Below are 13,081 nucleotides of genomic sequence, written 5' to 3'. Positions count from 1 at the left end.
CCATGCGCCGAGCAAAAATCGTCTGTACTTTGGGACCCGCCACCGACTCGTACGAGCAGATCAAGGCACTCATCGAAGCCGGAATGGATGTGGCCCGCTTCAACCTCAGCCACGGCACCTATGCCGAGCACGAGGAGCGTTATCGGCGAGTGCGCAAAGCCTCGCTGGAAACCGGCCGCAGCGTCGGCATCCTCGCCGACCTTCAAGGTCCGAAGATTCGGCTCGGCCGCTTCCGTGAAGGACCCGTACTCCTTGAACGCGGAGACGAGTTCATCATCACCGTCGAACCCATCGAGGGCGACCGGTTCCGCTGCGGCACCACCTACGAGGGGCTGGCCGGCGACGTCAGCAAGGGTGAGCGGATCCTCGTCGACGACGGCCGGGTCACCCTCGAGGTCGTCGACATCGACGGACCCCGGGTGCACACCATCGCCATCGAAGGCGGCATGATCTCCGACCACAAGGGGCTCAACCTCCCCGGCGTGGCCGTCTCCGTCCCCGCGCTGTCCAAGAAGGACATCGAGGACCTGCGCTGGGCACTGCGCATCGGCGCCGATGTCATCGCCCTCTCCTTCGTCCGCAACGGCAACGACGTCGTCGACGTCCACCGGGTGATGGACGAGGAGGACCGCCGGCTCCCCGTCATCGCCAAGATCGAGAAGCCGCAGGCGGTCGAGAACCTCGAGGGCATCGTCGACGCCTTCGACGGCATCATGGTCGCCCGCGGCGACCTCGGCGTGGAGATGCCGCTCGAGCAGGTGCCGATGGTCCAGAAGCGCGCGATCAAGCTGGCCAAGCGGAACGCCAAGCCGGTGATCGTCGCGACCCAGATGCTCGACTCGATGATCGAGAACTCCCGCCCCACCCGCGCGGAGGCGTCCGACGTAGCCAACGCGATCATCGACGGCACGGACGCGGTGATGCTCTCCGGCGAGACCAGCGTCGGCAAGTACCCGATCGTCACGGTCAAGACGATGGGCCGCATCGTCGAGGCCGCCGAGGAGGACATCCTCGCCAAGGGCCTCCCCCCGCTCACCGAGCGCAACAAGCCCCGCACCCAGGGCGGCGCGGTGGCCCGCGCGGCGGCCGAGATGGGCGACTTCCTCGGCGCGAAGTTCCTCGTCGCCTTCACCCAGTCCGGCGACACCGTCCGCCGCCTCTCCCGCTACCGCTCCCCGATCCCCCTCCTGGCCTTCACCCCGGACCCGGGCACCCGCTCCCAGCTCAATCTGACCTGGGGCGTCGAGACCTTCCTCGGCCCGATGGTCAACTCCACGGACGAGATGGTGGCCCAGGTCGACGAGGAACTGCTACGCCTCGGCCGCTGCCGCAAGGGCGACCTCGTCATCATCACCGCCGGCTCCCCGCCCGGCGTCTCCGGCTCCACCAACCTCGTGCGCGTCCACCACATCGGCGCGGACGACCTGAGGTAGCCGAACCTCGCTCCCTTGGGGCCGAAGTACTGGGATTCAGTACTTCGGCCCGACGTGCTTGTCCATGAGGGCGACGGAGGCGCGGCGGGCGACGGAGATGTTGAACGGATCGCTCCCGCGCGCGAGCGTGGTCCACTCGACGCCGACCGTGGTGAGGGTGTCGGAGCAGAGCTTGCGGATGTCGTCGGACTTGTTGGTGAAGAGGTACCGAGGGTATTCGTAGCGCTTCGGCTTCCCGGCGACGATGCGCGTGGTCCAGTTGGTGACGCGGCAGCCGTCGGAGTGGTATAGCCCGCGGATGAATTCCCATGGGTGTGCGTCCACGATCGCCTGTTGCCAAGGCTCCAGGGCTATGACGCGGTCATGCTTCTTTCCCGGCCCATGTTGCGGGAACATGCACGTCCAGTGCTTCGTGTAGGACTTCACCTCGGCGCAGCCGTTCTTCTGCCGCCGCTGCACGCTGGGCTTGGGCATCACCTTGCGCATGGCGGTCTCCGCCTCGTCGATCAGACCGGGCCAGGCGTCGGCGCAGAAGATGGACAGATGGTGCTGTTTGGGCTTGGAGACGATATGGCCGTCGCCGAGATAGAGGCCCAGAAGGTACGCATACGACCGGTGGTCGAATGCTCGGTCAGTGCATTGGGGGCAGTCCGTAGGCTGCACGAAGAGCTCGCCCCGCTGCTTTCGGTCCTGATATCGCCACCAGCCAACGGTGCCCCGTGGGATTCCGAGAAGCTCGGCCACGTCACGATTGGCGACACCCTGTCGCATCAGCATCACAGCGTCGTGTCGAATCGACGGACTGTAATCGTTCATGTATCGAGCGTCGCACTCGTGGGGATGAGGCTGCGGCGAATTCGGTGCCTACCACGCGAATGTGAACGTCCGCTTGAGTACCGGGTGCGGGATTCGAACCCGCAAGCCCTCTCGGGCAGAGGTGTTTGAGACCTCCGTGTATACCATTCCACCAACCCGGCAAGGAGTTGCAGCGCGCACAGCTTACCGTGTGCGAACCGATCTCGTCTCGCAGGTAGGCTCAAGGTGCAGTACCTGCCAGGAACGAGGAGCCCCGTGAGCGCCACCGAGCCCGTCGACGAGCAGTCGCACATTCCGCCGCACACCACCCGCGTCGTCATCGCCGAGGACGAGGCGCTCATCCGCCTCGACCTGAAGGAGATGCTCGAGGAGGAGGGGTACTCCGTCGTCGGCGAGGCGGGCGATGGTGAGACGGCTGTCGCGCTCGCCCAGGAGCACCGCCCCGACCTCGTCATCCTCGACGTCAAGATGCCGGTTCTCGACGGCATCTCCGCCGCCGAGCGGATCGCGGCCGACCGTATCGCGCCCGTCCTGATGCTGACCGCCTTCTCCCAGCGCGAGCTGGTCGAGCGGGCCCGGGACGCCGGGGCGATGGCGTATCTGGTGAAGCCGTTCAGCAAGAGCGATGTGGTCCCGGCCATCGAGATGGCCGTCTCCCGCTTCACCGAGCTGAAGACCCTGGAGCAGGAGGTCGCCGACCTCTCCCAGCGGCTGGAGACCCGCAAGCTCGTGGACCGGGCCAAGAGCATTCTGCAGACGCAGTACGGGTTGACCGAGCCCGCCGCCTTCCGCTGGATCCAGAAGACCTCGATGGACCGTCGGCTGTCGATGCAGCAGGTGGCCGAGGCCGTCATCGAGGACGCGGCGGAGAAGAAGGCCAAGGAGTAGTAGGGGACGAGCGGAAGGGGCCCGTACCGCCGCGTCGGCGGTACGGGCCCTTACCGTTTCTGCCAGTCCTCAGTCCTCAGTCCTCAGTCCTCGCCGAGGTACGCCTTCCGCACGGACTCGTCGTGCAGCAGCGCATCCCCCGTCCCCGACAGCACGATCTTGCCGATCTCCATCACATGGCCCTGGTCGGCCAGCGACAGGGCCGCCTGGGCGTTCTGTTCGACCAGCAGGATCGTCGTGCCCTGGGACTTGAGCTCGGCGATGGTGTGCATGATCTTCTGCATCATGATCGGCGAGAGGCCCATCGAGGGCTCGTCGAGCATCAGCAGCTTGGGGCGGGACATCAGCGCCCGCCCCATCGCGAGCATCTGCTGCTCACCACCGGAGAGGGTGCCGGCCGCCTGGGCGCGGCGTTCGCCGAGGATGGGGAAGAGCTCGTAGGCGTGGCGGATGTCGGCGGCTATGCCGTCCGCGTCCTTCCGGAGAAACGCTCCGAGCTGGAGGTTCTCGGCGATCGACAGCCGCGGGAAGATATGCCGCCCCTCGGGCGAGTGGGCCAGCCCCAGGGCGACGATCTTGTGCGCGGGGACGCCCTTCAGCGGTTGGCCGTCGAAGCGGATCTCCCCGCCGAGGGGCTCGAGCAGGCCGGACAGGGTGCGCAGCGTGGTGGTCTTGCCCGCGCCGTTGGTACCGATGAGGGTGACGACCTGGCCGGCCTCGACGCTGAACGAGATGCCCTTGACGGCCTCGATCTTGCCGTAGGCGACGCGCAGGTCCTCGACCTCGAGCAGTGCGGTCACTGTCCGTCCTCCGTACGTGCTGTGGTGCCCGTGGTGCCCCGCTGGGTCTCGTCCTGCGGGGCACCGGTCGTGGCGCCGGTCGTGGCGCCGGTGGTGGCTCCGGCCTCCGCGGCCTCGACCTCGGCGGCCTCCTCCGCGCCGGGTGCGCCCTCGAAGGGGGTGCCGAGGTAGGCGGCGATGACGCGCTCATCGCTCTGGACGACCTCGGAGGTGCCCTCGACGAGCTTCTGGCCCTGGACGAGCACGGCGACCCGGTCGCAGAGGTTGAAGATGAAGCGCATGTCGTGCTCGATGACGAGCACGGCGGTGCCCAGGTCCCGGATGGCGAAGACCAGTTCCTCGGTGGCGCGGGTCTCCTGGGGGTTCATTCCGGCGGTGGGCTCGTCGAGGAGCAGCAGTCCGGGGTCGCTGGCGAGGGCGCGTGCGATCTCCAGCTTGCGCTGTTCGCCGTAGGGGAGGTTGCGGGAGAGGTGGTCGGCCTTGTCGGCGAGGCCGGTGAACTCCAGGAGTTCCATGGCGCGGGCCTTGGAGGCGGCCTCGGCGCGTTTGAAGCCGGGGCCGCGCAGGAGGGCCGACCACAGGCCCTCCTTGGTGCGGGTGTGGCGGCCGACGAGGACGTTCTCGAGGACCGTCATGTTGGCGAAGAGCCGGATGTTCTGGAAGGTGCGGGCGATGCCGGCCTGGGTGACGAGGTGGGGCTTGGGCGGCAGGACGGTGCCCTGGTAGGCGACGCTGCCCTCGGTGGGGATGTAGAGGCCGGTGAGGCAGTTGAAGAAGGTGGTCTTGCCCGCGCCGTTGGGGCCGATGAGGCCGACGATCTCGCCGGGGTGGACGTCGAGGTTGACGGATTGTACGGCCGTGAGCCCGCCGAAGCGCATGGTGACGCCGGTTGCGGTGAGCACGGGGGAGGTCGTGGTGGTGGTCATCTGTGTCATGCCTCCGCCTTGGTGACGCCGACGGCACCGTCCTTGAGTCCGGTCGCGCCGGGGACGTCGAGCTGGCCGGTCTCGTGGTATTCGAGCTGCTGCCGCCGGTTCGGGACGATCCCTTCGGGGCGGAAGCGCATCAGCAGGATGAGCGCGATACCGAAGGCGAGGAGCTGGTAGTCCTGGAGGAATTCCAGCTTCTTGGGGATCAGGTAGAGCAGGGTGGCGCCGAGCAGCGGGCCGCCGATGGTGCCCATGCCGCCGAGGATGACGGCGGCGACCAGGAAGGTGGAGTTGGGCGGGACGGGGCCGGCGAAGACGTACTGCTCGGGGACGACGGTGGACTGGAAGTGGGCCCATACGGCGCCGGCGACTCCGGCGAGGGTGGCGCCGAGCGCGAAGGCGACCAGCTTGACCCGGAATCCGTTGATGCCCATGGCGGTGGCGGCGGTCTCGTCCTCGCGGATGGCGACCCAGGCGCGGCCGATGCGGGAGTTGCCCGCGCGGCTGAAGATCAGCACGACGACGATGGTGACCAGCAGCATCAGCAGGTAGTAGTTGCCGTTGGAGTCGAGGCTGAGTCCGGCGATGGTGTGGTCGTCGTTGAAGTTGAACCCGAAGATCTCCAGCGGCGGGATGTTGGGGATGCCGTCGGGGCCGTTGGTGACGGAGGGGCCGGAGGTGCCGTCGAGGTTCAGCATGGCGAGACGGAAGATCTCTCCGAAGCCGAGGGTGACGATGGCGAGGTAGTCGCCGCGCAGCCGCAGGGTGGGGGCGCCGATGATCACGCCGAAGATCAGCGAGACCACACCGCCGGTGATCACGGCGGCCCAGAAGGGGAACTTGACGTCGATGGTCGAGGCGGTGGAACCGGAGACCAGGGCGGCGGTGTAGGCGCCGACGCCGAGGAAGGCGACGTATCCGAGGTCGAGGAGGCCCGCGAGGCCGACGACGATGTTCAGGCCGAGGGCGACGGTCGCGAAGATCGCGATGTTGACGCCGAGTTCGGTGAAGCTGGACTTGTCCTGGAAGAAGGGGAAGACGATCGCGGTGATCAGCGCCGCGACCAGGGTGGTGGAGCGGTAGGCGCTGGTGAGTTCGCTGATCCGGCTGACGAGCCCGGCCTTGACCAGGGCGACGGCGGCGAACGCGACGGCGATGAGGTAGCCGATGAACGGCTCGGGGTGGTCGGCGTCGGTCTGGATGCCGTAGTTGACCACGTAGAGGCCGAGGGCGAAGACGCCCGCGATGATCAGGATCTCGGCCCAGGAGGGCAGCTGCTTGGGGCGGCACAGGGGGCGGGTGTCGTCCGGGAGCAGGAAGGTGGTGGCCACGGGGGCGGCGGTCACCACCGCGGCGATCCAGCCGCCGGGTTCGAGGTTGACCAGGCCGTCCAGGTCCACGGCGATGGCGATGACGGTGAACCAGGTGATGGCGAAGGTGCCGAGGGCCAGCATCCGCAGGGCCTGGGTGGAGCCGCTGGGGGTGAGCCAGCGCAGGCCCTTGAGGTCGAGGGCGGCCAGCGCGAAGACGGCGGTGGCGATGCCGAGGACGAGGGTGAGGAGCTGCAGTCCGCCCGGGTAGCCGTAGACGGTCAGGTCGCCGGGGAATTCGGCGGTCCAGGTCCAGGCGAGGAAGGTGGAGACGACGGCGGCGGCGCCGCCGGCCGCGGTGAGGGCGCGGAGCAGGGTGGTGCGCGGCGCGGTGGCGCCGGCCTCGGCCTCGTTCACGGGGGTGGGCTGGGTCTTGTCGGTGGTCATCGGTTCACTCCCTCACGCCCGGTCCGCGACGCGTTCGCCGAGCAGGCCCTGTGGCCTGACCAGCAGGACGACGATGAGCAGGGTGAAGGCCCATACGTCCTTCCAGGCGCCGCCGCCGAGTTGGTCCATCCCGGGGATGTCCTGGATGTACTTGATGGCCAGGGCCTCGACGATGCCGAGGACGACGCCGCCGAGCATGGCGCCGTAGATGTTGCCGATGCCGCCGAGCACGGCGGCGGTGAACGCCTTGAGGCCGGCGATGAAGCCCATCTCGAAGTTGATCTGGCCGTACTTGAGCCCGTGGGAGAGGGCGGCGACGGCGGCGAACGCACCGCCGATGGCGAAGGCCATCACGATGATGCGGTCGGTGTTGATGCCCATGAGCTTGGCGGTGTCGGGGTCCTGTGCGGTGGCCTGCATGGCGCGGCCGGCGCGGCTCTTGGAGACGAACAGCCCGAGGGCGAGCATGCACACCGGGGCGGCTATGAGGAGGAAGGCGTCGCCGCGCTGGATGTGGAGATCGCTGAAGATCTCGAACGAGGAGCCTTCGAACTGCGGGAAGCTGCGGGGCTTCTTGGCGTCGGGGTAGAAGGCCCAGACGGCCTGCTGCAGTGCGATGGACAGGCCGATCGCGGTGATCAGGGGGGCGAGCCGGGGGCCGCCGCGCAGGGGCCGGTAGGCGAAGCGTTCCGCCGCGGTGGCGATGGCGACCGAGGCGATGACGCCGCCGATCAGCATGAGGGGCAGGGCGAGGGAGAGCGCGGTGCCGCTGGGCAGCCAGATGTAGATGGTGAGGGCCCCGAAGCCCCCGATCATGAAGATCTCGCCGTGGGCGAAGTTGATGAGCTGGACGATGCCGTAGACCATGGTGTACCCGATGGCGATCAAGCCGTAGAGGGCGCCAAGGGTCAGGCCGTTGACCAGCGTTTGCGGCAGTTCGTGCACCGCAGGGCCTCCGATGAGCGTGTCGGATATGACGCCGCGCGAGGGCGATGGTGTACGCCCTCGCGCGGATTCGTTTCGTGGGTGTGCGGATCGCCGCCGGGGGTCAGTCCTTGAAGGTCTCGCTCTTCACGGACTTCCAGGCGCCCTTGGTGACCTTGTAGACGGTCAGCTGCTTGTTGGTGGTGTCGCCGTACTGGTCGAAGGAGACCTTGCCGGTGACGCCGTCGAAGGAGACCTTGCCGAGCGCCTCGGTGACCTTGGCGCGGGCGTCGTCCGGGAGCTTGCCGTCGTTGTCCTCGACGACGGCCTTGACGGCCTGGATGATGGCCCAGCCGGCGTCGTAGGAGTAGCCGCCGTAGGCCGCGTACGGGTCCTTGTAGTGCTGGTCCCCGTAGTTCTTCACGAAGGTCTTGGCGGAGTCGAGCTGCTCGACCGGGTAGCCGACGGAGGTGGCGAGGTCGCCGTCGTTGTTGGTGCCCGACGCCTTGATGAAGGCGGGGTCGTAGATGCCGTCGCCGCCCATGATCGGGACCTGCGCGCCGGCCTGCTTGACCTGGTCGGACAGCAGACCGCCCTCGGGGTACTGGCCGCCGAAGTAGACGGAGTCGGCGCCGGTGGACTTGACCTTGCTGGAGATGCCGGAGAAGTCGGTCTCCTTGACGGTCAGGTGGTCCCGGCCGACGACCTTGCCGCCGAGGCGCTTGAACTCCTCGGCGAAGATGGTGGCGAGGCCGTTGCCGTACGCCTGCTTGTCGTCGACGACGAAGACCTTCCGCTTCTTCGCGTCCTTGTAGTAGTACTGCGCGGCGAAGCGGCCCTGGATGATGTCGGTGGTCGCGGTGCGGAAGTAGGTCTTGAAGGGGCGCGACTTCTTGCCCGAGGCCCAGTCGTCACCCTGGCTGAGGGCCGGGTTGGTGTTGGCGGGGGAGACCTGGGCGAGGTCGGCCCGGTCGAAGACGCCCTGCATGGACTGGGCGACGCCCGAGTTCAGCGGCCCGACCGCGCCGAGGATGTCCTCGTCGTCGACCATCGAGGTCGCGTTCGCCTTGCCGGAGGAGGGCACGGCCTGGTCGTCGAAGGACTTGACCTTGAAGGTGACCCCGTCGACCTCGTTGTTCTTGTTGGCCACCTTCGCCGCGAGGTCGACGGAGTTCTTGATGCCCTGGCCGAGGGCGGACAGCGAGCCGGTGAGCGGGGCGTCGACACCGATGACCACGGTGGTCTTGCTGTCCTTGCCGCCACTGTCGTCTTTGTCGTCGCGCGACCCGCAGGCGCTGAGGGTGAGTGCTCCCGCAGTTATCGCGGTCGTGATGATGAGCAAGGAACGGTGTCGCACGAGGAATCCTTTCGCTGGCCCGGCACCCCGGGTTCATGGGGTGCCGTGTCCTCGCCGGATGAACCTGGAATGGCCGTGCGGGTGCGGCGTACACCCCACGGGGCCGTGACTGGCTGTGACTCTAAGCGCGGGGCGCGATCGGGGGCAGAGGTCTAGACGATGATGTGACTGTCTTGTTATGACGCGCGTCACCCCAGGATGTCCGTGTAGCGGAACGTAAGGGACGAATGGGGCGAATCTGATCCAACCATTAGGTCCGGATCCTGAGAAGCTGCAGTTCCGCTAAGGAGTGCGGGGGACTGGTGAACGATGCGCGAACCGCCGTGTGCGGATGAGCGGAGAAAGATCGAGTTCAGGGGCGTCGCGGGTGGCGGAAACGCGATCTTATATTGCGTCAGTGTTACGGAGTGTTACGACTGTCGACGTCGGTCCGGTGCGGTGGCGGGGCTGCCGGACGGGTGCGGCTCAGGTCGGCGGGCGCCAGTTCTCGGAGCTGTGGGTGGCGCCGTTCGCGGCCGCGCAGCGGCGCTCGGCCAGGCGCTTGATCAGCGCTTTGGCGGCCGGGGTGCCATGCCGCCGCCGCTCGGCGCGCGCGGCGTGGACGATGTCGCCGTAGATCTCGTACTGCTGGTTGGAGAGCCCCTTCTGCTCCCAGTCGAGCCCGGCCCAGCGGCTGCCCGCGAGGTCCTGTTCGGCCCAGTAGGAGATGAGGTCGGCGCACAGCCGTACGGGCGAAGGCGCCTGTGGCGTGGGGCTGTCGGGGCCGGGGCCGGACGCGGACGGGGGGCTGTCACCCGAGCCGCGAGAGCCGTCAGGGCTGCCGGAACCGGATCCGCCGCATCCGGTCAGTGTCACGGCGAGTACGAGAGCGCAGCCACAGGCGGTGGCGGGCCAGGAACCCGCCCGGGTCGTTGCCCCCATGGGGAGCCACGCTAGACCCGGCCTCCCGGGGGGACAACGGCGATGACGCGGGCCGTTGCGGCGAGGGCCGGATCGGCCGGGGCCGGAAGCGGGGCGCTGGATGCCGCCCGGGGCTGGGAACGGAACACCGGACGCCGCCCGGGGCCGGATGCCGTCCGGGGGCGTCCGGCCCGCCGGGCGTCACGCTTCGCCGCGCTCCCTGGCCTCGGTGACCTCGGCGACCGTCTTGGCCTGACCGGCTCCGTCGACCTCGCGCAGCAGGCAGGTGAGGCGGGCGGTGCACACCCGCCGGTCCTGCTCATCGCTGATGACGATCTCGTAGGTGGCGGTGGAGCGGCCCCGGTGGACAGGGGTGGCGACGCCGGTGACCAAGCCGGAGCGCACTCCGCGGTGGTGGGTGCAGTTGAGGTCGACGCCGACCGCGATCCGCCCGCTGCCGCCGTGGAGCATCGAGCCGACCGAACCGAGGGTTTCGGCCAGCACGGCGGAGGCGCCGCCGTGCAGCAGTCCGTACGGCTGGGTGTTGCCCTCCACGGGCATGGTGGCCACGACGCGGTCCGCGGAGGCTTCCAGGATCTGCACGCCCATGCGGGTGCCCAGGTGTCCTGCGGAGAACAGCGCGGGAAGGTCGACGCCGAGCGCCGCGTACTCGTCGACTACCTCTTGGGGGAACTTCACGCTGGTCTGCTCGCCCATCGGACCGGCTCCGTTCGGTTGCTTGTGGTGGCCACCTTCTTACCAGGCCCACTGAGCAAACGCTTAGGCCGGGGGTGTCTGTTCCAGGCGGACCACCACGGACTTGCTCGCCGGGGTGTTGCTGGTGTCGGCGGTGGCGTCCAGCGGGACCAGGACGTTGGTCTCCGGGTAGTACGAGGCGGCGCAGCCGCGCGCGGTCGGGTAGTGGATCACGCGGAAGCCGGCGGCGCGCCGCTCGGTGCCGTCCGTCCACTCGCTGACCAGGTCGGCGTAGCTCCCGTCGGCCAGCCCGAGCTCCTGGGCGTCCTCGGGGTGCACCAGCACCACCCGGCGGCCGTTCTTGATGCCGCGGTAGCGGTCGTCCAGGCCGTAGATGGTGGTGTTGTACTGGTCGTGGGAGCGGAGGGTCTGCAGCAGCAGCCGGCCCTCGGGCGCTGTGGGGTACTCGACGGGGGCCGCGGTGAAGTTGGCCTTACCGGTGGTGGTGGGGAAGCTGCGGCTGTCGCGCGGGGCGTGCGGCAGGGCGAAACCGGAGGGGTCGCTCACCCGGGTGTTGAAGTCCTCGAAGCCGGGGATGACGGCGGCGATACGGTCGCGGATCAGCGCGTAGTCCTTCTCGAACTCCTCCCAGGGGGTGCGGCTTTCGGGGCCGAGCACCCGGCGGGCCAGTCGGCAGACGATGGCCGGTTCGGAGAGCAGATGGGAACTCGCGGGCTCCAGGCGCCCGCGGGAGGCGTGCACCATGCCCATGGAGTCCTCGACGGTGACGAACTGCGGGCCGCCGCCCTGCAGATCGGCCTCGGTGCGGCCGAGGGTGGGCAGGATCAGCGCCCGCGCCCCGGTGACCACATGGGAGCGGTTGAGCTTGGTGGAGACATGGACGGTCAGCCGCGCGGCGCGCATCGCGCCCTCGGTGACCTCGGTGTCGGGGGAGGCCGCCACGAAGTTGCCGCCCATGGCGAAGAAGACCTTCGCCTGGCCGTCGCGCAGGGCGCGGATGGCCCGCACGACATCGAAGCCGTGCTCACGTGGAGGGGCGAAGCCGAACTCGCGCTCCAGGGCGTCGAGGAAGGCCGGGGCGGGGCGCTCGAAGATGCCCATGGTGCGGTCGCCCTGCACATTGCTGTGGCCGCGCACCGGGCAGACCCCGGCGCCGGGGCGGCCGACGTTGCCGCGCAGCAGGAGGAAGTTGACGACCTCCCGGATGGTGGGCACCGAGTGCTTGTGCTGGGTCAGGCCCATCGCCCAGCACACGATGGTGCGCTTGGAGTCGAGGACCATGCGCAGCGCGCTGTCGATGTCGGCGCGGTCGAGGCCGGTGGCGCGCAGCGTCTCGTCCCAGTCGGCGTCGCGGGCGGCCTTGGCGAACTCCTCGAAGCCGTGGGTGTGCTCGCCGATGAACTGCTCGTCGGTGGCGCCCTCGGTCTCCAGGATGAGCTTGTTGAGGAGGCGGAAGAGGGCCTGGTCGCCGCCGAGCCGGATCTGCAGGAAGAGGTCGGTGAGCGCGGTGCCGCCGCCGGCGATGCCGCGCGCGTTCTGCGGGTTCTTGAACCGTTCCAGCCCGGCCTCGGGCAGCGGGTTGATGGAGATGATCTTCGCGCCGCCGGCCTTGGCCTTCTCCAGGGCGGAGAGCATGCGCGGGTGGTTGGTGCCGGGGTTCTGCCCGGCCACGATGATCAGGTCGGCCTGGTAGAGGTCCTCGAGCAGCACACTGCCCTTGCCGACGCCGAGGGTCTCGGTGAGCGCCGAGCCGGAGGACTCGTGGCACATGTTGGAGCAGTCGGGCAGGTTGTTGGTGCCGAATTCGCGGGCGAAGAGCTGGTAGAGGAAGGCCGCCTCGTTGCTGGTGCGGCCCGAGGTGTAGAAGACCGCCTCGTCGGGGGAGTCGAGCGCGGTCAGCTCGTCGCCGATGATGTCGAAGGCCCGGTCCCAGGACACCGGCTCGTACCGCTCGGCGCCCTCGTCCAGATACATCGGCTGGGTGAGCCGGCCCTGCTGGCCGAGCCAGTAGCCGCTCCGGGTGGCGAGGTCGGCCACCGGGTGGGCGGCGAAGAAGTCGGGGGTGACCCGGCGAAGGGTGGCCTCCTCGGCGACGGCCTTCGCCCCGTTCTCACAGAACTCGGCCGCATGGCGCTTGTCCGGCTCGGGCCAGGCGCAGCCGGGGCAGTCGAAGCCGTTCTTCTGGTTGACGCGCAGGAGGGTGAGCGCGGTGCGGCGCACCCCCATCTGCTGCTGGGCGATGCGCAGCGAATGCCCCACGGCCGGCAGCCCGGCGGCGGCATGTTGCGGGGGTGTGACTTCGGGCGCGTCCTGGATCGGATCGCCTGCGGGCGGCTTGGCTGCCATCGTCGCTCCCCTTGGGCTCGAACGTTGCGGGACCTGTGCGTGGACCTGTGGGTCAAATCCTGTCACGGGCCCATGACAGCCGAGGCGGCGGCCCGGTCCGGCTGCGCGGGCACGATCTTGTACGCGGTCTGGTCTGGTCTTGTGCCCGGTCCGGCTCGGGGGGCCGGAGGCGGTCCGGTCCGGTGGCCGGGGCGGGAGGCATTGTCGGTGGGCC

At 68.9% G+C, this 13,081-nt stretch carries 11 protein-coding genes and 1 tRNA gene; 2 read left to right on the top strand and 10 right to left on the bottom strand.

Translation table 11 applies throughout. The features are described 5' to 3' along the window. The first annotated feature begins 2 nt into the window (after window positions 1-2). Entirely contained in the window at window positions 3-1,433 is a 1,431-nt protein-coding gene (gene pyk, locus ACFYOY_RS10315; protein WP_078640861.1) for a pyruvate kinase, read from the top strand. Window positions 1,434-1,469: 36 nt separating this feature from the next. Here pyk and ACFYOY_RS10310 read toward each other — a convergent pair whose 3' ends face one another. Both ACFYOY_RS10310 and ACFYOY_RS10305 read right to left on the bottom strand, forming a co-directional pair. Continuing rightward, window positions 1,470-2,249 (bottom strand): helix-turn-helix domain-containing protein, encoded by a 780-nt coding sequence (locus ACFYOY_RS10310; RefSeq protein ID WP_351895078.1) that lies wholly within the window; start codon window positions 2,247-2,249, stop codon window positions 1,470-1,472. Between the two features lie 78 nt (window positions 2,250-2,327). Next, window positions 2,328-2,410 (bottom strand) — tRNA-Leu (locus ACFYOY_RS10305). A 94-nt stretch (window positions 2,411-2,504) separates the two neighbouring features. On the opposite strand from ACFYOY_RS10305, the gene ACFYOY_RS10300 reads away from it, so the two are divergent. Further along, window positions 2,505-3,137, top strand: coding sequence for a response regulator (locus ACFYOY_RS10300; protein WP_351895085.1), 633 nt, complete (start codon window positions 2,505-2,507; stop codon window positions 3,135-3,137). A gap of 83 nt (window positions 3,138-3,220) precedes the next feature. Here the strand turns inward: ACFYOY_RS10300 and ACFYOY_RS10295 are convergent, their stop codons facing one another. From ACFYOY_RS10295 to ACFYOY_RS10260, 8 genes are all read right to left on the bottom strand, one after another. Further along, window positions 3,221-3,937: an ABC transporter ATP-binding protein gene (locus ACFYOY_RS10295; RefSeq protein ID WP_093460985.1), complete on the bottom strand. Its 717-nt coding sequence runs from the start codon at window positions 3,935-3,937 to the stop codon at window positions 3,221-3,223. Then, a complete protein-coding gene (locus ACFYOY_RS10290) occupies window positions 3,934-4,872 on the bottom strand; it encodes an ABC transporter ATP-binding protein (protein WP_351895095.1) in 939 nt (312 codons plus the stop codon). Before ACFYOY_RS10290 ends, ACFYOY_RS10295 begins: the two co-directional genes overlap by 4 nt. Then, window positions 4,869-6,623: a branched-chain amino acid ABC transporter permease gene (locus ACFYOY_RS10285; RefSeq protein ID WP_351895102.1), complete on the bottom strand. Its 1,755-nt coding sequence runs from the start codon at window positions 6,621-6,623 to the stop codon at window positions 4,869-4,871. Before ACFYOY_RS10285 ends, ACFYOY_RS10290 begins: the two co-directional genes overlap by 4 nt. Window positions 6,624-6,635: 12 nt before the next feature. Continuing rightward, window positions 6,636-7,568: a branched-chain amino acid ABC transporter permease gene (locus tag ACFYOY_RS10280; protein ID WP_014059924.1), complete on the bottom strand. Its 933-nt coding sequence runs from the start codon at window positions 7,566-7,568 to the stop codon at window positions 6,636-6,638. Between the two features lie 103 nt (window positions 7,569-7,671). Next, entirely contained in the window at window positions 7,672-8,904 is a 1,233-nt protein-coding gene (locus ACFYOY_RS10275; protein ID WP_351895111.1) for a branched-chain amino acid ABC transporter substrate-binding protein, read from the bottom strand. Window positions 8,905-9,369: 465 nt separating this feature from the next. Then, entirely contained in the window at window positions 9,370-9,825 is a 456-nt protein-coding gene (locus ACFYOY_RS10270; protein ID WP_388585984.1) for a hypothetical protein, read from the bottom strand. Window positions 9,826-10,005: 180 nt separating this feature from the next. Then, window positions 10,006-10,521 carry a hotdog fold thioesterase gene (locus ACFYOY_RS10265; RefSeq protein WP_351895124.1) on the bottom strand — a complete coding sequence of 172 codons (516 nt, stop codon included), beginning with the start codon at window positions 10,519-10,521 and terminating at the stop codon, window positions 10,006-10,008. A gap of 63 nt (window positions 10,522-10,584) precedes the next feature. Beyond that, window positions 10,585-12,867: an FdhF/YdeP family oxidoreductase gene (locus ACFYOY_RS10260; RefSeq protein ID WP_388585980.1), complete on the bottom strand. Its 2,283-nt coding sequence runs from the start codon at window positions 12,865-12,867 to the stop codon at window positions 10,585-10,587. Window positions 12,868-13,081: the final 214 nt, after the last annotated feature.

Origin of the sequence: Streptomyces sp. NPDC007875 (genome assembly GCF_042868035.1) — a bacterium.
GTDB lineage: Bacteria > Actinomycetota > Actinomycetes > Streptomycetales > Streptomycetaceae > Streptomyces > Streptomyces antimycoticus.
The sequence above is the reverse complement of the archived record's forward strand: the minus strand, read 5'-3'. Positions and strand labels throughout refer to the sequence as shown.